The organism is Actinomadura pelletieri DSM 43383 (genome assembly GCF_003634705.1).
GTDB classification, from domain to species: domain Bacteria; phylum Actinomycetota; class Actinomycetes; order Streptosporangiales; family Streptosporangiaceae; genus Spirillospora; species Spirillospora pelletieri.
Map to the genome: position 1 here is coordinate 1,319,388 of NZ_RBWU01000002.1, position 22,531 is coordinate 1,341,918.

At 71.1% G+C, this 22,531-nt stretch carries 18 protein-coding genes and 1 pseudogene; 8 read left to right on the plus strand and 11 right to left on the minus strand.

All coding sequences use genetic code 11. From position 1 onward, the window contains the following. Positions 1-55 precede the first annotated feature (55 nt). From BZB76_RS12580 to BZB76_RS12595, 4 genes and pseudogenes are all read right to left on the minus strand, one after another. Complete coding sequence (locus tag BZB76_RS12580; RefSeq protein WP_121434426.1) at positions 56-1,612, minus strand: glycoside hydrolase family 13 protein; 1,557 nt, start codon at positions 1,610-1,612, stop codon at positions 56-58. Positions 1,613-1,636: 24 nt separating this feature from the next. Beyond that, a pseudogene (locus BZB76_RS12585) lies at positions 1,637-2,002 on the minus strand (globin); the annotation flags it as partial. Between the two features lie 64 nt (positions 2,003-2,066). Next, positions 2,067-3,059, minus strand: coding sequence for a mechanosensitive ion channel family protein (locus tag BZB76_RS12590; RefSeq protein ID WP_121434428.1), 993 nt, complete (start codon positions 3,057-3,059; stop codon positions 2,067-2,069). Positions 3,060-3,364: 305 nt separating this feature from the next. After that, positions 3,365-3,646 (minus strand): hypothetical protein, encoded by a 282-nt coding sequence (locus BZB76_RS12595; RefSeq protein ID WP_121434429.1) that lies wholly within the window; start codon positions 3,644-3,646, stop codon positions 3,365-3,367. Between the two features lie 376 nt (positions 3,647-4,022). On the opposite strand from BZB76_RS12595, the gene BZB76_RS12600 reads away from it, so the two are divergent. Then, positions 4,023-5,669 carry an NsdA family TPR-like regulatory protein gene (locus tag BZB76_RS12600; RefSeq protein WP_420534772.1) on the plus strand — a complete coding sequence of 549 codons (1,647 nt, stop codon included), beginning with the start codon at positions 4,023-4,025 and terminating at the stop codon, positions 5,667-5,669. Between the two features lie 6 nt (positions 5,670-5,675). Then, positions 5,676-6,275 carry a GNAT family N-acetyltransferase gene (locus tag BZB76_RS12605; RefSeq protein WP_121434430.1) on the plus strand — a complete coding sequence of 200 codons (600 nt, stop codon included), beginning with the start codon at positions 5,676-5,678 and terminating at the stop codon, positions 6,273-6,275. Positions 6,276-6,794: 519 nt separating this feature from the next. Here the strand turns inward: BZB76_RS12605 and BZB76_RS12610 are convergent. Continuing rightward, positions 6,795-8,885 (minus strand): prolyl oligopeptidase family serine peptidase, encoded by a 2,091-nt coding sequence (locus BZB76_RS12610; protein WP_121434431.1) that lies wholly within the window; start codon positions 8,883-8,885, stop codon positions 6,795-6,797. Positions 8,886-9,162: 277 nt separating this feature from the next. Between BZB76_RS12610 and BZB76_RS12615 the strand changes: the two genes are divergently transcribed. Then, positions 9,163-9,672 (plus strand): HNH endonuclease, encoded by a 510-nt coding sequence (locus BZB76_RS12615; protein WP_121434432.1) that lies wholly within the window; start codon positions 9,163-9,165, stop codon positions 9,670-9,672. A 15-nt stretch (positions 9,673-9,687) separates the two neighbouring features. Next, positions 9,688-9,900 carry an FmdB family zinc ribbon protein gene (locus BZB76_RS12620; protein WP_121434433.1) on the plus strand — a complete coding sequence of 71 codons (213 nt, stop codon included), beginning with the start codon at positions 9,688-9,690 and terminating at the stop codon, positions 9,898-9,900. 15 nt (positions 9,901-9,915) lie between these two features. Here BZB76_RS12620 and BZB76_RS12625 read toward each other — a convergent pair whose 3' ends face one another. The 4 genes from BZB76_RS12625 to BZB76_RS35840 all read right to left on the minus strand — a co-directional run bounded on the left by BZB76_RS12625 (position 9,916) and on the right by BZB76_RS35840 (position 13,391). Continuing rightward, positions 9,916-10,263 (minus strand): DUF1330 domain-containing protein, encoded by a 348-nt coding sequence (locus BZB76_RS12625; protein WP_121434434.1) that lies wholly within the window; start codon positions 10,261-10,263, stop codon positions 9,916-9,918. A gap of 79 nt (positions 10,264-10,342) precedes the next feature. After that, complete coding sequence (ilvD, locus tag BZB76_RS12630) at positions 10,343-12,205, minus strand: dihydroxy-acid dehydratase (RefSeq protein WP_121434435.1); 1,863 nt, start codon at positions 12,203-12,205, stop codon at positions 10,343-10,345. A 352-nt stretch (positions 12,206-12,557) separates the two neighbouring features. Continuing rightward, positions 12,558-13,181: a nuclease-related domain-containing protein gene (locus tag BZB76_RS12635; protein WP_246006904.1), complete on the minus strand. Its 624-nt coding sequence runs from the start codon at positions 13,179-13,181 to the stop codon at positions 12,558-12,560. 30 nt (positions 13,182-13,211) lie between these two features. Next, positions 13,212-13,391 (minus strand): hypothetical protein, encoded by a 180-nt coding sequence (locus BZB76_RS35840; RefSeq protein WP_246006905.1) that lies wholly within the window; start codon positions 13,389-13,391, stop codon positions 13,212-13,214. Positions 13,392-13,617: 226 nt separating this feature from the next. On the opposite strand from BZB76_RS35840, the gene BZB76_RS12640 reads away from it, so the two are divergent. Both BZB76_RS12640 and malQ read left to right on the plus strand, forming a co-directional pair. Beyond that, on the plus strand, positions 13,618-15,042 hold the full coding sequence (locus tag BZB76_RS12640) for an amidase (RefSeq protein WP_121434436.1): 1,425 nt from the start codon (positions 13,618-13,620) through the stop codon (positions 15,040-15,042). A 31-nt stretch (positions 15,043-15,073) separates the two neighbouring features. Beyond that, on the plus strand, positions 15,074-17,182 hold the full coding sequence (gene malQ / locus BZB76_RS12645; protein ID WP_121434673.1) for a 4-alpha-glucanotransferase: 2,109 nt from the start codon (positions 15,074-15,076) through the stop codon (positions 17,180-17,182). Here malQ and BZB76_RS12650 read toward each other — a convergent pair. Together BZB76_RS12650 and pepN are read right to left on the minus strand one after the other, a co-directional pair. Next, a complete protein-coding gene (locus tag BZB76_RS12650; RefSeq protein ID WP_121434437.1) occupies positions 17,163-18,173 on the minus strand; it encodes a hypothetical protein in 1,011 nt (336 codons plus the stop codon). The two genes, malQ and BZB76_RS12650, sit on opposite strands and share 20 nt — an antisense overlap. Before the next feature lie 83 nt (positions 18,174-18,256). Then, positions 18,257-20,794 carry an aminopeptidase N gene (gene pepN / locus BZB76_RS12655; protein WP_121434438.1) on the minus strand — a complete coding sequence of 846 codons (2,538 nt, stop codon included), beginning with the start codon at positions 20,792-20,794 and terminating at the stop codon, positions 18,257-18,259. Between the two features lie 167 nt (positions 20,795-20,961). Between pepN and BZB76_RS12660 the strand changes: the two genes are divergently transcribed. Both BZB76_RS12660 and BZB76_RS12665 read left to right on the plus strand, forming a co-directional pair. Continuing rightward, positions 20,962-21,576, plus strand: a complete 615-nt coding sequence (locus BZB76_RS12660; protein WP_121434439.1) for a mycothiol-dependent nitroreductase Rv2466c family protein — start codon at positions 20,962-20,964, stop codon at positions 21,574-21,576. Positions 21,577-21,791: 215 nt separating this feature from the next. Continuing rightward, the gene (locus BZB76_RS12665; protein ID WP_170180609.1) at positions 21,792-22,520 is read left to right on the plus strand and encodes an energy-coupling factor ABC transporter permease; all 729 of its coding nucleotides are present in this window, start codon (positions 21,792-21,794) and stop codon (positions 22,518-22,520) included. The last annotated feature ends 11 nt before the right edge of the window (positions 22,521-22,531 follow it).

Here is a 22,531-nt window from a genome sequence, read left to right on the forward strand (position 1 = left end):
CGATCGTCGCGTTCGGTCTGGCCGAACGGCAACGACGAACGGAAAGCGGCCGTTGTCATGGGGTGGTGAGCCAGGCGGCGGCGTTGGCGGGAAGGACCTCCCCGTGGAGCGGGGCGCTGGTCAGGATCGGGGTGCCGCCGGACGGTAGGCGGAGCGGGTTCTCACCGCAGTTGAGGACGCTGGTGAGCGGACCGCGTTTGAAGACGACCGCCGTGTCAGGGGAGTCGAGCCATTCCAGGTCGTCCGGGAGGTCGTCCAGTAGACGGCGGCGCAGCGACAGAGCCTTGCGGTAGAACACCAGCATGGAGGACGGGTCGGACGACTGCGCCTCGACGGTCATGGACGCCCACCGGTCCGGCATCGGCAACCAGGGGAGGACGCCGTCGGGGGAGAAGCCGTAGGGCGCGGTGGTGCCTGACCAGGGGAGCGGTACCCGGCAGCCGTCCCGGCCGGTCAGTTCCCCGTTCGTGCGCTTCCAGATCGGGTCCTGCCGTGCCTCCGCAGGAAGGTCGGTCACTTCGGGGAGCCCGAGTTCCTCTCCCTGGTACAGGTAGGCCGACCCGGGCAGTGCCAGAAGCATCAGGAGAGCCGCCTTGGCTCTCGCGTGGCCGACGCCCGGCACGCTTTCCTCATATCGGGTGACGTGTCGGACGGCGTCGTGGCTGGACAGAACCCAGGTCGGTGCGGTGACGGTATCGACCGCGGCCGTGATGACGTCGCGGAACGCGTCGGCCGACCAGGGAGCGAGTTGGAGGTCGAACTGGAACACCTGGTGCAGTTCGTCTGGACGCAGGTAGAGCGCGAGGTCATCTGGCCCGTCCGTCCACACCTCGCCTATGGCCATGCGGTCGCCGTCGTACTCGTCCAGGATCTGCCGCCACCTCCGGTACACGTCGTGGACCTCCGGCTGCCCGTACATGGGGCCGTTCAGGATGTGGCGGCCCCCTCCGCCGAGGTCGCGGAACGACTCGTCCTTGAACAGACCGGCCGCCACGTCGATGCGGAAACCGTCCACTCCCCGGTCGAGCCAGAACCGCAGGATCTCCTCGAACTCGCGCTGGACCTCCGGGTTGCGCCAGTTGAAGTCCGGCTGCTCGGGGGCGTACAGGTGGAGGTACCACTCGCCGTCGTCCGTACGTGTCCAGGCCGGGCCTCCGAACGCGGACGGCCAGTCGTTCGGTGGTACCTCCTGGCCGTCATGGCCTTCTGACTTGTCCGAGCGGAAGATGTAGCGGGCACGTTCGGGTGATCCGGGCGGTGCCGACAGTGCCTTCTGGAACCAGGGGTGCCGGTCGGACGAATGGTTCGGAACGATGTCGACGATCATCCGGAGGCCGTGGGCGTGCGCGTCCGCCAGCAGGGCGTCGAAGTCGTGGAGGGTGCCGAACCGCGGGTCGACGTCGCGGTAGTCGGCCACGTCGTACCCGCCGTCCGCCAGGGGAGAGGTGTAGAAGGGCGTCAGCCAGAGCGCGTCCACGCCCAGGTCGCGCAGGTGACCGAGACGGGACCGGATCCCCTGGAGGTCGCCCTCACCGTTCCCGTCGGCGTCGGCGAAGCTGCGCACGTAGATCTCGTACACGACGGCATTGCGCCACCAAGGGATTCGCGTCATACAGGGCGAACTACCCGGTTATGTCGGGGCGTTCACCAGACTCTGGGCGGCCATCGTGAAGTAGTCCCAGAGCTGCTTCTCCAGATGCTCGGGAAGCCCCAGCTCGTCCACCGCGACGCGCATGTGCCGCAGCCACGCGTCGCGCTCCGCCGAGCCGATGACGAAGGGGACGTGACGCATCCGCAGACGGGGATGCCCGCGGCGCTGACTGTAGGTGGTCGGGCCGCCCCAGTACTGGATCAGGAACAGCCGCAGCCTCTCCTCGGCGGGACCGAGGTCCTCCTCGGGGTAGAGGGCGCGAAGGTCGGGGTCGTCCGCGACGCCCTGGTAGAAGCGGTGCACCAGCCGGTGGAAGGTCTTCTCGCCGCCGACCGCTTCGTAGAAGGTCACCTTTTCAGCCATAGCGTCCCCACCCTATGCGAGAGCCCGATGTCCGCGCGCCCCGCCCGATCGGCTACGGGGCGGGGGTGGCGACCGTCACACCCGCCTCGTCGAACGCCCGCTTGACGCGCTCGCGCAGCTCGCGGGCGATGTCGCCCTGCTTGCCCGGGGCGGTCTTCAGCACGACGCGGATGACGAGGGCGTCCCCGGCGAGCGCCTGCACGCCCCATACCGACGGCGGCTCCAGGACGAGGTCCTTCCAGCTTTCGTCGGCGGCCAGCACGTCCGCGGTGGACTGCAGGATCTCCTTGACCTTCTCGGTGTTCTCGTTGATGTCGACGGGGATGTCGAGGACGGCCCGGCCCCAGTTCTGCGACTCGTTGCCGACCTTCTTGATCTCGCCGTTCGGGACGTACCAGACGACGCCGTCGACGTCCCGCATCCGGGTGACCCGCAGCGTCACGGCCTCGACCGTCCCCTTGGCGGAGCCCACGTCGATGAAGTCGCCGACGCCGTACTGGTCCTCCAGCAGCATGAACAACCCGGCGAGGAGGTCCTTGACGATGTTCTGCGCGCCGAAGCCGACCGCGACACCGATGACGCTCGCGCTGGCCAGGATCGGCGCGAGGTTCAGCCCGAGGGAGCCGAGGATGCTGAACGCCGCCGTCCCGAGGATCAGGACGGACGCGATGGAACGCAGCACCGAGCCGAGCGTCTGGGCGCGCTGGGCCCGGCGCTTGTTCAACACGGCGGGGGTGCCCTCGAAGACCGTCCGGGACCGCTCCCGGGCCCGTTCGGTCATCGTGCCCTCGGCCATCCGCACCGTCACATTGGTGATCATGCGGTGGACGATCCGCCGCAGGATCAGGGCGATCACGAACGTGATGACGACCAGGATGAGCGTGCTGATCGGCCGGTCGAGCCAGGTCGAGTAGAACCTGGTGAACCCGCTGTTGTGCGAGATGTTCCAGACGAGCCGGCACGACGTGCTGACGTGATCCCCGCAGACGGCCTCGGGGGTGCCCTCCTGCGCGGGCAGGCCGAACGAAGTGACGGCGAGCGACATGCGAGAAACCCTCCCCGGCCATTGAACCCTTTCACCCCGCCCGCCCGCAGCGGCATGGCACGTGCGCGTCGGACGGGAATGAAACCGTTCATTGTGGCGCCCCGGCACCTCGCCGTGGACCTGCGGCGGGGTCGAGCCGATCGTAGGGGACGTGTCCGACCGGTTCGTACGACCGCCCGCGAGGTGACGCGGCCGGCCGGGGAGGGCTGGTCCCGTGAGCGTGCCCCGCCTGGCCGGAACCGCCGCGCCGGTTCCGGACCACGGCGGGACACGCCCGGTTCACGGGGTACTCGCCCGGGGGTGCCTCAGCGGCGGAGCGGCTGGAGGACGTGCGCCAGTTTCAGGGCGGCGCCGCCGACATCGTCCACGCGGTGCATGCGTTCCCCCCAGGACCACCAGAAGTAGTGGTCCGCGCTCTCGGGAGCCGGGGCGCACGTGACGTCCTCGGCAAGGCTCCCGGCCTCGGGGTTCACGACGCGCAGGAACGCCGGACCCGAGCGGGTCCTGACGACACGGGCCACCAGGCCCCGCGTGTCCAGTTCATGCTCCAGTGCCTCCAGGTAGCCGACGCGTCTGTCGCTGACCACCTTCGCACCCCCTCCGTCGGCGAGTACTGGTCAACTGACCAACTCTGTGCGTCCGTTCGGTCACTCGCGGCGAGACTCGCAACTCTCACGGTGCCGGGTCAAGTGACCACCCGCCCACCGAAGAACCGGATTACCCCACCTCAGAGGAAGTCTTCACCCCTGCGGAGGAAGAATCTCTACCCGCGGTAGGTGGGTGGCATCCTGACCGCCGCTTCTTCCGCCGAATCGCTTGGCGGGCCATGTGACGAGGGTTACGCTGCGTGCGCAAGAGATTATCTGTCGTGGCCATGCCCAACCAGCGGTCGCCGTGGCAGGGGGCTTCCGTCCTTCCCCGGGGGACGGTGTCCCGGCCCGACGGTGAGGAGGCCGGAGTCCGATGTCGGATCCCCCCCGGAAAGAGACGGACGTGGCTCGCCGGATCCGCGCGGCCGGTCTGGCTCGGGGCCGCGCGCCCGTCGAGATCGCGCAGGAGATCCACGAACAGTGCGGCCCGCTGTTCGGCACCAGTCGGATCAAGGCGCACCGGTTGGCCCACGGCGTCGCACTGTCCGACATCGTCGCTCAGGTCAGGGCGCTCTACGAGGTGGACGGCAAACCGCCGCCCCGGCTCGGGGAGACGCTGCTGTCCGCCTACGAGAGCGGCTACAAGAGACCCGGCCCCGAATATCTGCACTATCTGTGCGCCGTGTACCGGGTGGAGCCGGACGCCCTCGACTACCAGAGCCCCTGCATCTGCGGGCGCGGCCACGCCGGTCGCCCCGCCGCCGCGGGCGTTCCGAAACCACGGCCGCCGGAACGCGGCACCGTGACCGGTCCCGACGCGATCGTCGGGGCGATCGTCCCCAGGTCCGACAGACGGGCCCGGGCAATCGTCAACGACCCACGGGGCCCGGACCGCGCCGACGGCCCTCTGAACATCGATGTGGGAGAGGAGGACATCGTGCTTCGTAGGACCCTTCTGCAGCTTCTGGCCGGAGCGGGCGTGACGCTCGACGGTCAGTTCCTCGGTGCGGTCGACAACCTTCGCCGCAAGATGGACGACACCCTCGTCGGCGCGACCGTCTCGCCGACCATGCTCGACCAGTGGGAGGAGACCACCTACGGCTACGGCCGGCAGTACCAGGCGACCCCCTCGCTTCGGATGCTGTGCGACGTCCTGTTGGACTTCAGCGAGGTGCGGCGCATGTGCGACAAGCGCCAGCCGATCGAACTCCAGGAACGGCTGTGCCGGATCGCGGCGCAGCTGTCCGGGTTGTCCGGTCTCATCATGATCAACCTTGGCGACCACCGGTTGGCCCGCTCGTTCTTCCGCACCGCGCGCACCGCCGCCGACGAGACCGGCGACCGCCAGTTGCGGGCCTGGGTGACCGTCCGGGAATCACTCGTCCCGATGTACTACGGCGATCCCCGCGAGGCGCTGCACCTGGCCCGCAAGGCCCAGGATCTCGCCGGCCGGACGCCCAGCGTCGCCGCGGCCATGGCGCCCGCCGTGGAGGCCCGCGCGCTCGGCATGCTCGCGCTGCGCGGACGCAGCGACGCCGCCCCGAGCGCCCGGCGCGCCCTCGTCCGCGGCCGGGCGGTGTTCGATCAGCTCTCCAAGACCGACACCGGCGACCTGGTGTACGGGTTCACCGACCGGCAGATGGCCTTCTACGAGGGCGACACCTTCACCAGCCTCGGCGACCACAAGCACGGCGACGAGGTGCTCAGCCACGCCCTGACCCTGTACTCGTCCACCGACCGCGTCGACCTGACCCTGGTGCGCCTCGACCGGGCGATGTGCAAGCTCCACGCCGGGCACCCGGACGCCGCGCTGGCCGCCGGGCAGGAGGCCATCCACGAACTTCCGCCCGACCACCGGTCCGACATCCTCGTGCACCGCGCCCGCCAGATCGGCGTGGCCGTCGCCGCCAAACACGGCGAGATAGCCGGGCTCAAGGAGTTCAACGAGGCCCTCGCCGGGCCATGGGTGACGAGCCCCACACAGGATCGTCCGTCCGTCCCTCCCTCCGAGCAGGTCTGACCCGGTATGGGCGCCCCCTGGCAGGACCATCCCGCCCGTGCCCTCGTCCGGCTCCAGGACGAGCCCCCCGTGTGGCGCTTCGGCCCCCTCCGGCTGCGCCGCTACCACGCCGCCGACCACGACACCGTCCTCGCCCTGCACCGCGAAGGCCTCGCGCAGGTCGGGCTGCGACCTGGTGACGGCGTCTACTACGACCACGACTTCTTCCGCATGGAGGACATCTACCTCCGCAACGACGGCGAGTTCATCGTCGGCGAACTCGACGGCCGGATCGTCGCGATGGGCGGTCTGCGTCGCGCCGACCTCGTCCCCGGCGGCCGGGCCCGCGCGTTCGGCGGCTACGCCCCCGGAAACCCCACCCTGGACGCCGCGGAGATGGTCCGGCTCCGCGTGCTGCCCGCCGCGCAACGCCGCGGCTTCGGCACCGCCGTCGTCCAGGCCCTCGAAGAACGCGCCGTGGAGTACGGCTACCGCATCCTGCGCGCCGACACCACCGAACTCCAGGCCCCCGCCCTCGCCCTCTACGGCAAGTTCGGGTGGACGGAGACCCGCCGCGAGACCATCGGCGGCATCGTCAACATCTACATCGAGAAACCACTCCGCTGAAAAGACACCCGAGCCGCGGGAGCGTCCCGCCGGTGGCGCGGCCCGGCGAGACCCCCGCGGCTCGGGGTTACGCATTCCCCGGTACAGCCCGGCCCGACTCCACCCGCCCGCCCGGCTCGGCCCGCCGGGCCCGCCCGGCTTGGCCCGCCCGGTCCGCCCGGCTCGGTCCGGCTCGGCTTGACCCGGCTTGGCCCGGGTCGGCCCGGTGGTCGAGCCGGTCGGGGGCGTTCGACCGGGCCGCCATGACGATCGGACATTCTCCGCAGGTATTCCGTTATGCGTTCCACCTCGTCCGGTGGGACGGGCGGGGGCACGGCGGGACGGTCGCCGTCCGGCCCCGCATGGTCGAAGATCCGCGTACGGCGCAGCCCGCCGGGGCGCGGGGGCGGCGGGGGCGGCGCGGCGGGCTTCGGCGGCTGGGTCGGGTTGCCGAGTCGGCTTTGGCCTGCCCGGCTTGACTTGGCCCGGCTTGGCTTGGCCCGGCTTGGCTTGGCCCGGCTTGGCTTGGCCCGGTTCGGTTCAGTCCGCGAGCAGTTCGCGCGGTCGGTCGTCGGAGATCGACAGGCCCGTGTGCGCGGCCATGAAGGCGAGGGTGTCGGCCATCAGGTCGGCGGAGCGGGACACCGAGCGGGACGAGTGGCCGACGTCCGACTCGTTGCGGAGCAGGACGGGCGCGTCCGACGCGGTGGCGTGCTGGAGTGCGGCGCACATCTTGCGGGCGTGCAGCGGGTCGACGCGGGTGTCGCTGCCGAAGGTGGTGAACAGGACGGCCGGGTAGGCGGTGCCCGCGTGGACGTGATGGTACGGGGAGTAGCCGATCAGCCAGCCGAACTCCTCCGGGTCGTCCGCGGTGCCGTACTCGTCGTTCCAGGTCTCGCCCAGCCCGAACCTCTCGTACCTGACCATGTCGAGCAGCGGCGCCGAGCACACGACCGCGCTGTACAGGTCGGGGCGCTGGGTCAGTGCCGCGCCGACCAGCAGGCCGCCGTTGGAACCGCCGGAGATCGCGAGTTGGGCCGGGGTCGTCAGGCCGTCCGCGATGAGCCGTTCCGCGGCGGCGTGGAAGTCGTCGAACACGTTCTGTTTACGGTCGCGCATCCCGGCGCGATGCCAGTCCTCGCCCTCCTCCGACCCGCCGCGCAGGTTCGCGACCGCGTAGACGCCGCCGGCCTCCACCCACGCCAGGATGCTCGCCGAGTAGCCCGGAGTGAGGGAGATGTTGAACCCGCCGTACCCGTACAGGATCGTGGGGCGTGGGCCGGTGAGATCAGGGCGGGACGCGACGAGCATCCGCACCTCGGTCCCGTCCCGGGAGGTGTAGGTCACCTGCCGGGTCTCGATCTCCGGGACGTCGACCGTTCCCGGAGCGGACGCCCATGGCGTCGTCTCCCCGGTGCGGGCGTCGTAGCGCAGGACCGAGGACGGGGTGACGTTGTCGGTGTAGCCGAACCACGCCTCATGGCCGCCCTCGGGCCGTTCGACGATCCCGCCGATGGAGCCAAGGCCGGGGGTGGGAACGGTCCCGAGCCGGTCCCCGGTCTGCAGGTCGTGGACGGTGATCTCGCTGATCGCGTGGCGTGTCCAGCCGGCCAGAAGGACGTCGTCAAGGAGCGCGTAGTCGGTGAGAACGGCCTCCGGGTCCTCAGGGATGATGTCCCGCCAGGTCTCGTAGGACGGGTCGGCGGGGTCGGTGACGCAGAGACGGGACCGGGGCGCGTCGCGGTCGGTGAACACGTAGGCGCGGCCGTCCCGCCCGACATGCAGGCCGGTACTGGCGTCCACACCCTCCTGGACGGCGCGGAGCCGAGGCGTCTCGAGCGACGAGGCGGCCAGGTCGGCGATCCACAGGTCGTTGCGCGGCGCGGTGCCCTGCGACGCCGAGATCGTGAGCCAACGCCCGTCCCGGCTGATCCCGACCCCGTAGTAGTTGGTCTTGTCCCGCCCGGCACCGAAGATCAGCACATCGTCGGTGTCGGGTTCGGTGCCGACGCGGTGCAGGTAGACCCGCCGGTGGTACTGCTCCTCGCTTTCCGGGACGTCCCGTGCCGCGAGGCGGCGGGTGTAGTAGTACGCCTCACCGCCCGGCAGCCAGGCGATGGAGGAGTACCGCGCCCGGTCGATGGGGCCCTCCACCCGTTCGCCGGTCGCGATGTCGAGGACGTACAGGAGCGACTCCTCGTCCCCTCCGGACGAGATCATGTACGCCAGCAGGCGGCCCTCCTTGTCGGGCTGCCAGCCGTCCAGCGTCGTCGTGCCGTTCGGGTCGAGGGCCATCGGGTCGAGGAGGACGCGCTCCGAACCGTCCGGGTCCACCGTGTACAGCACCGGATGCTCCTGGTCGGCGGCGCGGCGCGTGAAGAACCGGCGCTCGCCCCGCCATATCGGCGAGCCGACGCTGCCGGCGCGGAGGAGTTCGCCGAGCCGCCGCCGCAGCCCGTCCCGGCCCGGTAGCGCGTCCATGACCTTGTGGAACAGCCGGTCCTGTGCGGCGAGCCATTCCCGGGTGTCGTCGGTGTCGGCGTCCTCAAGCCAGCGGTACGGGTCCGCGACCCGGTGACCGTGCAGGTCCTCGACGATGTCCTGGCGCTGAGCAGGCGGATACGGCGTCATAGGTTGCACTGTATTGGCCGTTCCGGCCTGGCCGTCGCATACACTTCGAACCGCCGCGAACGGCTGTTTGCGTTCGATCGGCCGTCCGAGGGGGGATTATTGGGGGTAGCGGGCGGCCTCCTCCAGACGCCACACTGATCTGGGTCGGTTCGCCCCGGGGAGGTCCTCATGGCGAGTGCGCAGGTACCGGAGACAATAATCGGGCCTCGGTGCGAGGCGCGCCCAAGCGCGTCCACCGGGGCGAACGAACAACTGAAACCGGTGGAGGGCGTCTGAGATGCGACAGGTCCTCCTCCTGAACGCGACGTACGAACCACTCACCACGCTCCCGCTGCGGCGGGCGGTCTGCCTCGTGCTTCGGGAGAAGGCCGAGATCGTCCACCATGACACCTCGGGCGCGGTCCTGCACTCGGCCACGATGTCGGTCGAGGTCCCGTCCGTGATCCGCCTCCGCCGGTACGTGCGCATCCCGTACCGCACCCGCGTCCCCCTGACCCGCGCCGCGCTGATGCGCCGCGACAACTTCCGCTGTGTCTACTGCGGCCGCCGCGCCGAGACGATCGACCATGTCCATCCGCGCAGCCGCGGCGGCAAACACGTCTGGGAGAACTGCGTCGCGTCCTGCATGACCTGCAACCATCGCAAGGCCGACCGGCTTCTCGAGGAACTCGGCTGGACGCTCAGCGTCACGCCCGGCGTCCCCCGGGGAGCCCACTGGCGGCTCATCGGGCTGATCCACGACGGCGACCCCCAGTGGGCCGCCTACGTGTCCGAACCGGCCGCGTGACCGTATCCTGATGCCGTGCCTCGTTATGACTATCGTTGCCGCGCCTGCGGGTCGACCTTCGAGGTCTCCCGCTCGATGATCAACGCGTCGGATCCGGCGCCGTGCCCCGAGGGGCACGACGACACGGTCAAGCTGCTGTCCACCGTCGCCGTCACCGGCACGTCCCGGGGCGGTTCCCCGCCGCCTCCGACCGGAGGCGGCTGCTGCGGGGGCGGTTGCTGCTCCTGACCCAGGGCCGGGTGTTCATCCGGCCTGTGCCGCGCGCATGAGCGCGCCGGTCTCGGCGGGGTCGTAGTCTTCGGCGACGCCGTGCAGGAGCACCGCCGTGCCCGCCATGTTGTCGGTGCGCATCGGCAGGATCGCCTGGTAGGCGTCCGACCTGTACCAGTCGCGTGCCTTGTCGATGTCGGGGAACTCGATCAGGACGTAGGCGCCGTCGAGCGGGCCCTCCATCACCTCCGGGACGCTGCCGTGGACGAGGAACCGGCCGCCGAACGGGTCCAGGGTGGCCTGGATGCGCTCCATGTACACGAAGACGTCGTCGTGGACCGTCGGCTGCGGGTACAGGTGGGCCAGGGCGTAGGCGGTCATCGCGATCTCCTTCGATGGATGTCGTGCCTCCACCCTGGCGCAGGACGGGGAACGAAGGCGATTACCCGCCAGGTAATGCTCAGCCGTTGAGGCGATCGAGTTGGGAGACGTCCCGGGCGGCGCCGGTGGAGGCCGAGGTGGCCATGGCGGCGTACGCGCGGAGCGCGGCGCTGACGGGGCGGTGCCGGTCGCGGGGACGGTAGCCGCCGAGGTCGGCGAGGAGCTTCTCGCGCCGGACGTCGAGTTCGTCGGCCGGGACGTCGAGTTCGAGGACCCGGTTCGGGATGTCGATGACGACGCGGTCACCGTCCTCGACGAGGGCGATGATGCCGCCGCCCGCCGCCTCGGGGGAGGCGTGCCCGATGGACAGCCCGGACGTGCCACCGGAGAAGCGGCCGTCGGTGATCAGCGCGCACGCCTTGCCGAGGCCGCGGCCCTTGAGGAAGCTCGTCGGGTACAGCATCTCCTGCATACCGGGGCCGCCCTTGGGACCCTCGTAGCGGATCACGACGACGTCACCGGCCTTGACCTTGCCGCCGAGGATGCCCTCGACGGCGTCGTCCTGCGACTCGAAGACGACGGCGGGGCCGGTGAACGTCCACAGTTCCTCGTCCACCCCGGCGGTCTTGACGATGGCGCCGTCGGGGGCGATGTTGCCGCGCAGGACGGCGAGGCCGCCGTCGGCGGTGTAGGCGTGCTCGACGGAGCGGATGCAGCCGTTCTCGCGGTCGAGGTCGAGGGACTCCCAGCGGGCGCTCTGGCTGAACGCGGAGGTGCTGCGGACACCGCCGGGCGCCGCGTGGAACAGCTCCACGGCCTCCGGCAGGACGTCGGGGGAGCGGACGTCCCACTTCGCGACGAACTCGTCGACGGACGCGGAGTGGATGGAGTGGGCGGAGCCGTTGAGGAGCCCGGCGCGGTGCAGTTCGCCGAGGAGGGCGGGGATGCCGCCCGCGCGGTGGCAGTCCTCGATGTGGTACTTGCCGGTGGCGGGGGCGAGCTTGCAGACGCAGGGGACGCGCCGCGACACGGCGTCGATGTCGGACAGGCCGAAGTCGACGCCCGCCTCGGTGGCGGCGGCGAGCAGGTGCAGGATCGTGTTGGTGGAGCCGCCCATCGCCACGTCCAGGGTCATCGCGTTCGCGAACGCGTCGTGGGTGGCGATGCTCAGCGGCAGGACGGACGCGTCGTCCTCGTCGTAGTAGCGGTGGGCGACGTCCACGACGGTGCGGCCGGCGTCCTCGTACAGGCGGCGGCGGGCGGTGTGGGTGGCGAGGACGGTGCCGTTGCCGGGCAGCGCCAGCCCGAGCGCCTCGGTGAGGCAGTTCATCGAGTTGGCCGTGAACATGCCGGAGCAGGACCCGCAGGTGGGGCAGGCGCTCTCCTCCATCTCGAGGAGTTTGGCGTCGGAGAGCGACGCGTCGGCGGACGCGATGATCGGGTCGATCAGGTCGAGCTTGTTGCCGTTCAGCACGCCCTCGACGGGCTTGCCCGCCTCCATGGGGCCGCCGGACACGAACACGGTGGGGATGTTGAGCCGCAGCGCCGCCAGCAGCATCCCGGGCGTGATCTTGTCGCAGTTGGAGACGCAGACCAGGGCGTCGGCGCAGTGCGCGTTGACCATGTACTCGATGGCGTCGGCGATCACCTCGCGGGACGGCAGCGAGTACAGCATGCCGTCATGGCCCATGGCGATGCCGTCGTCCACGGCGATCGTGTTGAACTCGCGGGGCACCCCGCCCGCCTCCCGCACGGCTCCGGCGACGACCTTGCCGACCTCGTCGAGGTGGACGTGTCCGGGCACGAACTGGGTGAAGCTGTTGGCCACCGCGACGATCGGCTTGCCGAAGTCCTCGCGTTCGACGCCGCTGGCCCGCATGAGCGCGCGGGCGCCCGCCATGTTCCTGCCATGGGTGACGGTGCGTGACCTGAGCGGTGGCATGTGGGTGACCTCTCCAGATGGGGTGTGCCGTGACGGCGGTCGCCGACCCGCGCATGGTCCGGCGCGGCGGAGGACGAGACGCTTCGCGTGTGGGTGCAGCGGCGGATCGCGGCGCTGCCGTCGGCCCAGCGGAGGTCGCGCGTGTGCCGGCCGGTGCCCTCGATGCTACCAACCGCGCGGGACCACGACGGAAAGCCGGGACGTGAGGTCTGGTGAACGTCCCGGCTCCCGTGAGACGCCGGCCGGTCCGCCTACCGGTGTGCGGGGCGTACACCGGTCCGGGGCTGGTCGGCGAGCTGGGGGCGGCCCAGGGGAAGGTGGGGCCGCCCTTCGGGTGTTCAGGTGCAGGTGTTCAGTCGGGATACTTCGGCGGCAGGACCTTCTGGGCCGCCTGGAAGATGCGCTGGACGTCGCTGTCCGTCAGGATCTTCGGACGGCGCCGCAGGTAGGCGCGCGCCCGGTTGCCCGCGTAGACGTCGACGTCCCGCACCCGCATGACCTTCCACGGGATGGACGGCCCGTAGATCGCCACAGATGGCTGTACGGGCACGTCGAAACCGACCTGTTCGGCGAGGATGTTGCTCGCCATCTGGGCCTCCCAGCGCGCCTCGTCCAGGCGGTCCTTCTTGTTGAAGGGGCCGTGGAAGAGCTTGAGGTGGGACATGGTGCGCACGGGGAGACGCTTGTCCCACTTCTCGGAGTCGATGGCGTAGACACCGCTCGGCCCGATCACCAGGTGATCGATCCGCCCGTCGCTGACGCCCTCGTCGTCACGCGGGACGGCCCGCGCGTGCAGGACGAGGTAGCCGTTGCGCTGGAGGGACCTCAGCTGCTTCTCGGTGCGCCGTTCCGCGGCCGAGGACTTCTGCCATGCGGTGACGCTGGAGTCCTTACGGGACCGGCGGACGATGTCCACGACGACCGCCAGCACCGCGGCGGCGAGTCCGAGACGCCAGCCGGCCAGGATCCAGAACACGACGCCGGCGACGACGCCGGCGCCCGCGCGCTACAGCAGGCGGCGGGTCTTCGGATCGTCGAGCAGCGCCGCGACGGTGCCCTCTTCAGGTCGCTCCTTCACCGGGGACTGGTGATGGTGCTCACGCGCTTCCTCCGACTCCGTAGCGTTCGACTCGTCCTGGGGATGACCCCTGGTCCTTTGCGTGTTGCCCCGCTCCATGGTCGCCATAGGTGACGCTCCGTATTCCTTTCCCCTTGGGGGCATGATCCTCCGTGCGCAGAGTAATCATCCAGGGGGTTGGCGACTAGTCATGCCGGGTTAATAGTTTTGTCGCCTTCCGTGGGTGATTCACTGCCGTTCTGGGTGGGTACGTAAGTATTCTTCTCCCCTTCTGAGGCTCCGAACCGCCTGCCCGCTTTGATGGCCGTGTACACGGCGTCTAGCGTTCGGATACGTGACACGAACCCATGACCTCGGCGCCACCCGGATGGCGGCGGCCGTGCGCACCGGGGAAGTATCCCCGGTCGAACTCACCGAGCACTACCTGACCCGGATCGATCGGCTGAACGAGCAGGTCGGCGCCTACGTGACGGTCACCGCCGAGCGTGCGCTGGAGGAGGCGCGGCGGGCGGAGAAGGCCGTGCAGGACGCCACCGACCCGGCGGAGCTGCCGCCCCTGCACGGGGTCCCGGTCGCCGTCAAGGACCTGAACATGGTGGACGGCGTCCGCACCACCTACGGCACGGCCGTCTACGCCGACCTGATCGGGTTCGCGGACGACAGCGTGGTCGCCAAGCTGAGGAAGGCGGGGTCGGTGCTGCTCGGCAAGACCGCGGCACCCGAGTTCGGCCTGGCCTGCTACACCGAGGGTGACGTCGCGCCGCCCGCCCGGACCCCCTGGGACCTGACCCGGTCGGCGGGCGGTTCCAGCGGCGGCGCCGCGGCGGCGGTCGCGTCGGGGCTGGCCCCGGTCGCGCAGGGCAGCGACGGTGGCGGCTCCATCCGGATTCCGAGCAGCGTGTGCGGGCTCTTCGGGATCAAACCGACCCGCGGCCGGATCTCGCAGGGGCCGCTGCTCCCCGACCTGTTCGGCCTGTCCACCAACGGACCCATCGCCCGCACGGTCGGTGACGCGGCGCTCCTGCTGGACGTGATGTCGGGTCACATGCCCGGCGACCTGTACGCGGCGCCGCCCGTCGATGGAACGTTCGCCTCGTACGCCGAACGTCCGCCCGGCAGGCTGCGGATCGCGCGGAACCGGGAGCCCGCCGTGCCGGACGCCGTCGTGCACCCCGACTGCGTCGCCGCGTACGACGCGGCGTCCGAACTGCTGGAGGAACTGGGCCATGAGGTCGTGGAGATCCCCCGCGTGTTCGGCCCCGACCTCCTCGACCACTTCCTCACCCTCTGGGGCGTGATGTCGACGTTCACGCCCATCGCCCCGGAGAGCGAGCCCCTGCTCCAACCGCTGACCCGCTGGCTCCGGGCGCGCGGCGGGTCCGCGTCCGCGACGGAGCTCCTCCGGGCGCACTCCGCGTTGCAGGCGGGGCTGCGGGCGGCGTTCCCGGTGATGGACGAGTTCGACGCGATCCTGCACCCGACGCTGGCGGAGCCGCCCGTCCCCGTCGGGTACTTCCACGATGAGGAGCCCGCCGAGAACTTCGAGCGGCAGAAGCGCTTCACGCCGTTCTGCGCGATGTACAACATCTCCGGGCAGCCCGCGGTGAACGTCCCGCTGCACTGGAACGAGGCGGGACTGCCGATCGGGGTCATGCTCGCGGGACGGCTCGGCGGTGAGGGCACGCTGATCTCGCTGTCCGCGCAGCTCGAAGCCGCCCGCCCATGGATCGACCGCAAGCCGGACATCTGGACGGCGTGAGCCCGGCCCCGAACGGGGCATGGGCAGGGTCATGAGCAGGGGGCACACCGACGAGGACCTGACCGCGCTCGCGGAGTCGCACGGGGTCGCGACCCGGTACGCCGACTGGCGCGGACGCGAGGTGCGGGTCTCCCGCGACACGGTGATCGCGGTTCTGGGGGCGCTCGCCGTGGACGCGTCGTCCCCCGCCGCGATCCGCGCGGAGCTGGAACGGCACCGGGAGCCTCGGAGCACCCGGCCGCCGGTCGTGATCGTCCGCCGAACGCCCGGCGACCCGGTGCTCGACAAGATCCTCGACACCCTCCGGCGCCACCTGCGACCGGCGGGTGACATCGACGTGGACATCGACGTCGGTGCCGAGGAGGTCCTCGCCTGCCCGTCCCCGCCGTCCTTCCGGCCGCTGGCCGGGGTGGGGGAGCCGCCGCTCGGCTGGCACCGGCTGCGTGTCCGCTGGGACGGCGCGGAGGCCTTCACGGCGCTGCTGGTGGCCCCGGCGTCGCTGCCCCTCCCGCCCCGGACCTGGGGTTTCGCGGCACAGTTGTACTCGGTGCGCTCCTGCGGGTCATGGGGGCTCGGCGATCTGCGCGACCTGGCGGATCTCGCGGACTGGAGCGGCCGCGCGCTCGGCGCGGGATTCGTCCTGGTCAATCCGATGCACGCCACCGAGCCGGTCCCCCCGGTCGGGCCGTCCCCGTACGCGCCGATGAGCCGCCGCTTCCCCTCGCCGATCTACCTGCGGGTCGAGGACATGCCGGAGTACGCGGCCCTGCCCGCCGAGGAGCGGGAGCGGTTCGCCGCCATGGCCGCCGACCTGCGGGCCCGGCCCGGCGACCTGGACAGGGACGCGGTCTGGACGGCCAAACTCGCGGCGTTCGACGCGATGTACCGGCGGTGCGGTGACCGCAGGGAACCGGGGCTCGACGACTTCCGCGAACGTGAGGGCGAGGCGGTCGAGCTGTTCACGGCGTGGTGCGCCATCGCCGAGGAACAGGGCACCGCCGACTGGCGGCGCTGGCCGTCCCGGCTGCGCGTCCCCGGCGGCCGCACCGTCGCGGAGGACGCGCACCACCGCGCCCGCGCCCGGTTCTACGCGTGGCTGCTGTGGCGGCTGGACGAGCAGCTCACCGCGGCGCAGCGGACGGCCAAGGACGCCGGGATGCCGGTCGGGATCGTCCACGACCTGGCGGTCGGGGTGCCGCACGGCAGCGCGGACGCCTGGATGTTCGGCGGCGAACTCGCGCCCGGCATGAGCATCGGCGCGCCGCCCGACGAGTTCAACCAGCGCGGCCAGGACTGGGGGCTGCAGCCGTGGCGGCCACGCGATCCCGCCGTCGAGGACCACCGGCGGTTCCGGGAGACGGCGGCCGCCGCGCTCCGGTACGGCGGCGGCATCCGGCTCGACCACGCGATGCAGGTGTCGCGGCTCTGGTGGATCCCGGAGGGCGGCTCCCCGGCCGAGGGCACCTACGTCCGGCAGGACCGGGACGCCCTCCTGGCATGCCTGACCTGGGAGGCGACCCGCTTCGACGGCGTCCTGGTCGGGGAGGACCTCGGCACCGTCGAACCGGATCTGCGGGACGCGCTGGCCGACCACGGCGTGCTCGGCACGTCCCTCCTCTGGTTCGAACTCGACCGGGACGGACGGCCCAAGCCCGCGGAACGGTGGCGCGAACGGTCGCTCGCCACGGTCGGCACCCACGACATGCCGCCGATCACCGGTTTCGTCCACGGCGACCACATCGCGCTCCGCGACCGCCTCGGCCTCCTCACCCGCCCCCGCGCGGACGAGGAGGACGAGCATCGGGCGCGCCTGGCCGACTGGCTGGACGTGCTGCGCGCCGAGGGCCTCCTCACCGACCCACCGGCCGAGATCATGGCGGCGCTGGCGGACGGGTCCACCGCCTACGACGAGCAGATCGTGACGGCCCTGCACGACTTCCTGACCCGCACCCCGGCCCGCCTCATCGGCATCTCCCTCGCCGACGCGGTGGGCGAGCGTCGCACCCAGAACCAGCCCGGCACCGTCGACGAGTACCCGAACTGGCGGGTGCCGCTCGCCGACGCCGACGGCGTCCCCGTCCTGCTGGAGGACCTGCGGGCGGCCGACACCCTGCGGCTCTTCAGCCGAGGGCGGAGATGATGCGCCGCGTCACGTCGTGCAGGAGGGTGTCGGGACGCAGGTCCACCGCCGCGACCACCGAGAACAGGGCGGGCAGACCCGGGAGCGGGTAGGGGTCGTCGTCGGCGCTCGCCAGGGCCGCCTTGCCGAGCGGCTGGTGCGCGAGCGACCTGCGGGCACGGTCCCACGCCGACTGCACCTCCGCCGGGGACGGCACCCCGAAGCCGTGCCCGACCGGGGCGGCGTGCCGGAGTTTGACGAGGGCGCCGCCGGCGAAGTCGGCGGCCAGCCTGCACCGCTCGGACAGGTCGGCGCGGACGTGATCGTCCAGTCGGGTCACGACCGTGCACGGGGTTCGGCAGCGCGACGCGCAGTCGCCGAGCGCCGCCGCGACCTCGCTGTGGTGGCGGTCCAGGTAGGCGCGCCAGCCGCGCGGCGGCTCCGTGGCGACGCGGAGGGCCCGCTCGCAGGCGGAACGCTTCGGACGCGTGTGGTCGCAGGCCCGCGGTTCCCCCGGTTCGACCGGGACCCCGAACCGGCTGCCCTCACCCGAGACCGACGCGCCGATCAGGGCCGGGTCACCGGCGTGCCCGAGGACCGGTTCCCAGGCCAGCATGGGCAGGTACTCGCCCGCGATGTGGACGGCGGCGACGAGCGCGGCCATGTCGCGCCGGTACCAGCGGACCGCGATGACCTCCAGCAGGAGGGAGTAGGCGGGGCGCAGGCTCGCGAGCGCGCCGCGCGGTCGTTCTCTCGGCGCCTGCGGCATACGGCTGGCGCGGGCCCGGTCGAGCAGGTCCCGCGGGACGTCGCCGGCCGTCTCCGGCATCCCGAAGTCCTCGGCGTCCAGGTCGAGGACGCGCTGCCCGAACGCGCACAGGGCCGCGACGGCGCCGGAACGGTCCTCGGGGACGACCGTTCCGGCGCCGCCGTCCCGCGTGACCAGCGCCTCCAGGTCCGCGAAGGCGTAGCGCCGTGCCAGCGCCGTCAGCACGTCCCTCGCCGTCTCCACTCCGACTCCTCCCCGTGACCATGCAACGATCGCACGGTCACGGGGTTCGTGCACAGAGACGACGGAGACAGGGAGATACGGACTCAGCCGGACGCGGCGTCCTTCGCGCGGGCGCGCAGCGCGCGGGCGACGCCGTCCCGCCCCTCCGACAGCAGCCGCGCCAGCGCGGGCGGGGGCCGCTCGTCGGCCAGGTACGCCTCGGTGCGGTCGATCGTCGACTGCTCGATCACCAGGAAGGGGTAGGCGACCTCGGCGAACGTCTGGGACATGTCGCTGGTCCACTCCTTCCAGATCCGGCCGACCTCGGCGAAGTAGCGGTCGACGTACGGCACCAGCAGTTCGGCGTGGTCGGGTTCCACGAAGCCGCCGAGCGTCGCCCGGTACACGGCGTTCGGCAGGTCGCCGGACACGATCCGCTCCCACGCCGCGGCCTTCGCCTCGGCGGACGGGATCGCGGCCTTGCAGGCGGCGGCATGCCGTTCCCCGGCGGCGGTGCGGTCGCGCTCGTGCTCGGCGTCGATCTCCGCCTCGCCCGCCCGTCCGGTGACGACGAGGCGGCGCAGCAGCGACCAGCGCAGGTCGGTGTCGACGGTGAGGCCGACGAGCGTCTGTGAGCCGTCCAGCAGCCCCTGGACGAACGCCAGGTGCTCGTCGGACACGGCGGACGCGGTGAACGCCTGCGTGTAGGCGAGCTGGAGGTCCGAGCCGGGCTCGGCCTCGCGGGCCAGGTCGGCCAGGGTGCCGGCGAGCAGCGCCAGCCCCTCCTCGCGCCAGGCCGGGTCGGCGTACTGCTGGACGGCGGTGCGCGCCTGCCGCAGCAGCGTCTGCGTCACCGAGATGTCGGTGACGCCGCGGACGCCCTTGGCGACGAGCCGGACGTAGTCGCGGGTCGCCATCTCGGCGTCGCGGGTCATGTCCCACGCCGCCGACCAGCACAGGGCGCGCGGCAGGCTGTCGCGGACGTCGCCGATGTGCTCGATCAGCGTCCGCAGCGAGTGCTCCTCCAGCCGGATCTTGGCGTAGGTGAGGTCGTCGTCGTTGACCAGCACCAGGTCGGGCCGCTTGCGGCCGACGAGCTGCGGCACCTCGGTCCGGGCGCCGACCACGTCCAGCTCGACCCGCTCCCGCCGGACGATGCCGTCGGGCGTCCGGTCATAGAGACCGATGGCGAGCCGGTGCGAACGGAGTGTCGGGTAGTCGGCCTTGGCCTCCTGCAGGACGGCGAACGACGTGAAGTTCCCGTCGCCGTCCACCTCGTACTCGGGCCGCATGGTGTTGACACCGGCGGTCTCCAGCCACTCCCGCGACCACGAGGCCAGGTCACGTCCCGACGTCTCCTCCAGCGCGCCGAGCAGGTCCGTCAGGACCGTGTTGCCCCAGGCGTGCCGGTCGAAGTAGCGCCGCACCCCCTCCAGGAAGTTGTCAAGCCCGACATAGGCGACGAGCTGCTTCAGGACGGACGCGCCCTTGGCGTAGGTGATCCCGTCGAAGTTCACCTCCACCGCCCGGATGTCGGGAATGTCGGCGGCGATCGGGTGGGTGGACGGAAGCTGGTCCTGCCGGTACGCCCACGCCTTCTCCAGGTTCGCGAACGTCGTCCACGAACCCGTCCACTTCGTGGCCTCGGCCTGGCACAGCACGCTCATGTACGTGGCGAACGACTCGTTCAGCCACAGGTCGTCCCACCAGCGCATGGTGACGAGGTCGCCGAACCACATGTGGGCCATCTCGTGCAGGATCGTCTCGGCGCGCCGCTCGTAGGCCGCGTCGGTGACCCGCGACCGGAAGACGTAGTCCTCCAGGAACGTGACCGCGCCCGCGTTCTCCATCGCGCCCGCGTTGAACTCGGGCACGAACAGCTGGTCGTACTTGGCGAAGGGGTACGGACGGCCGAAGACCTTCTCGAAGTAGGCGAACCCCTGGCGCGTCACGTCCACGATCGCGGGCGCGTCCAAGTGCTCGGCCAGCGACGCCCGGCAATACACCCCGAGGGGGATGACGGTGCCGTCGTCGCGGCGGTACTCGTCCCGGACGACGTGGTACGGCCCCGCGATGAGCGCCGTGATGTACGTGGAGATCTCCGGGGTCGGCAGGAAATGCCACGTCCCGCCCTCGGCCGACTCGGCGGCCTCGTTCGTGACGACCTCCCAGTTCTCCGGCGCCCTGACGGTCAGCTCGAAGGTCGCCTTGAGGTCGGGCTGGTCGAAGCAGGCGTACATGCGGTGCGCGTCGGCCGTCTCGAACTGGGTGTAGAGGTACACGCCGTCGTCGACCGGGTCCACGAACCGGTGCAGGCCCTCACCCGAACGCGAGTAGGCGCAGTCGGCCTCGATCCGGAGTTCGTTCTGCGCGGCCAGGTCCGGCAGCGGCATCCGTCCCGCCTCCGCGTCGTAGGACGCCGCGTCCAGTGCCTTCCCGTTCAGCGTGACGGCGCGTACGTCGGCACCGTGCAGGTCGATGAACGTGGACGCGCCGGGCTCGGCGCACCCGAAACGCACCACCGTGGTGGAACCGAAGCGCGTTTCCTCACCCGTCGTCAGATCAAGCTCGACCATGTACGACTCGACGGTGAGGAGCCGGGCCCGTTCCCGCGCTTCGTCGCGCGTGAGGTTGCCTGCCACATGAACTCCTTGGTCGGTTAATCGTCTGCCGCCCCCATGTCTACCAACCGGAGGCCTGTACGGCCCGTCCGCCACGACCTCCGGAACCCTTCCCGCCGCCGGGGAATCAAGCCGGGCGGACCCGGGTTGTCGGGTGCGATACCCCGTCACGTGTCTAGGAGGCAACGTTGGCCGACAACGCTCTCACACCGGTGGACTTCTGGTTCGACCCTTTGTGCCCCTGGGCGTGGATCACTTCCCGCTGGATTCTGGAGGTTGAGGAACAGCGCCCGATCCAGGTGCGCTGGCATGTGATGAGCCTCAGCGTGCTCAACGAGGACAAGGACATCCCAGAGCAGTACAGGCAGGGACTCAAGGACGCCTGGGGCCCGGTTCGGGTGTGCATCGCCGCCGAGCAGAAGTACGGCCCCGAGGTCCTCGGCCGCCTCTACACCGAGATGGGCACGCGCCGCCACCATGAGCGGCAGGCCTTCGACCGCGCCTTCTTCGAGGCGTCGCTGACCGCGGCCGGCCTCGACCCGGCGCTCGCGGACGCCGCCGAGACCACCGACTTCGACGAGGCGCTGCGCGCGTCCCACAAGGACGGCATCGACCGTGTCGGCCAGGAGGTCGGCACCCCGGTGATCGAGGTCGAGGGCAGTGCCTTCTTCGGCCCGGTCGTGACCCCCATCCCGCGTGGTGAGGCCGCCGTGAAGCTGTGGGACGGTGTGGTCGCGGTCGCGAGCACACCCGGGTTCTTCGAGCTCAAGCGCACCCGTACGGAGGAGCCCGGCTTCGACTGAGCGGGGACGCGTCAGCGACGCGGCGACCGATCGGCGAGATCACCCCGGACGCGGTACGAGGGCCGGTACGAGGGGGCCAGTGCGACCTTGCTCACAAGTTAGTTCTAAGTTGCTATTGCGAGAATATTGCAATTGCACTACCCATGCCGACAAACTGGTCGTGCCAGCTACACACAGGTTCCCGCTGGCTGCACAGAGGTAGGGGTGATCCAGTCGTGCACGTACCGGACGGTTTCATCAATGCGCCGGTGTCCGTGGCGGCGGGGGTGGTCGCGGTGGCCGGAGTCGGGGTCGCGCTGCGCGGTGCCCGGCGCGAACTGGACGACCGGACCGCGCCGCTCGCGGGGCTCACGGCCGCGTTCGTGTTCGCCGCGCAGATGCTGAACTTCCCGGTGGCGTCCGGGACGAGCGGGCACCTGCTCGGGGGCACGTTGGCGGCGATCCTCGTCGGGCCCTACACGGGTGTCCTGTGCGTGTCGGTCGTCCTGCTCGTCCAGGCGCTGCTGTTCGCCGACGGCGGCCTCACCGCCCTCGGTGTCAACATCACCGTCATGGCGCTGGTGACGGTGCTGGTCGGGTACGGCCTGTTCCAGCTGGTGCTGCGCGTGCTGCCGAAGAACCGGTCGTCGGTCGGCGCGGCGGCGTTCGTCGCGGCCGTCGTCTCGGTGCCCGCCTCCGCCCTGGCGTTCACCGGGCTGTACGCCGTCGGCGGGACGACGGACGTGTCGATCGCGAAGGTCGCCGCGGCGATGGTCGGCGTCCATGTGCTGATCGGCATCGGGGAGGCGCTGATCACCGCGGTGACCGTGTCCAGCGTGCTCGCCGTCCGGCCCGACCTGGTGCACGGCGCGCGCGGGCTGATCGAGCCGCCGCGGCTGCGCACCGTCGAGGCGACCGAGCCGAAGGCGGGTCCCGGTGGGCCCGCGGAGCCGTCCAGGGCCTGAGAAGGAGCACG

Bases quoted from the DNA above. Each gene is read 5' to 3' on its own strand.
- BZB76_RS12580 (WP_121434426.1), bottom strand. From the start codon at position 1,612: ATGACGCGAATCCCTTGGTGGCGCAATGCCGTCGTGTACGAGATCTAC.
- BZB76_RS12590 (WP_121434428.1), bottom strand. From the start codon at position 3,059: ATGTCGCTCGCCGTCACTTCGTTCGGCCTGCCCGCGCAGGAGGGCACC.
- BZB76_RS12600 (WP_420534772.1), top strand. From the start codon at position 4,023: ATGTCGGATCCCCCCCGGAAAGAGACGGACGTGGCTCGCCGGATCCGC.
- BZB76_RS12605 (WP_121434430.1), top strand. From the start codon at position 5,676: ATGGGCGCCCCCTGGCAGGACCATCCCGCCCGTGCCCTCGTCCGGCTC.
- BZB76_RS12610 (WP_121434431.1), bottom strand. From the start codon at position 8,885: ATGACGCCGTATCCGCCTGCTCAGCGCCAGGACATCGTCGAGGACCTG.
- BZB76_RS12615 (WP_121434432.1), top strand. From the start codon at position 9,163: ATGCGACAGGTCCTCCTCCTGAACGCGACGTACGAACCACTCACCACG.
- BZB76_RS12625 (WP_121434434.1), bottom strand. From the start codon at position 10,263: ATGACCGCCTACGCCCTGGCCCACCTGTACCCGCAGCCGACGGTCCAC.
- ilvD (WP_121434435.1), bottom strand. From the start codon at position 12,205: ATGCCACCGCTCAGGTCACGCACCGTCACCCATGGCAGGAACATGGCG.
- BZB76_RS35840 (WP_246006905.1), bottom strand. From the start codon at position 13,391: ATGGCGACCATGGAGCGGGGCAACACGCAAAGGACCAGGGGTCATCCC.
- malQ (WP_121434673.1), top strand. From the start codon at position 15,074: ATGAGCAGGGGGCACACCGACGAGGACCTGACCGCGCTCGCGGAGTCG.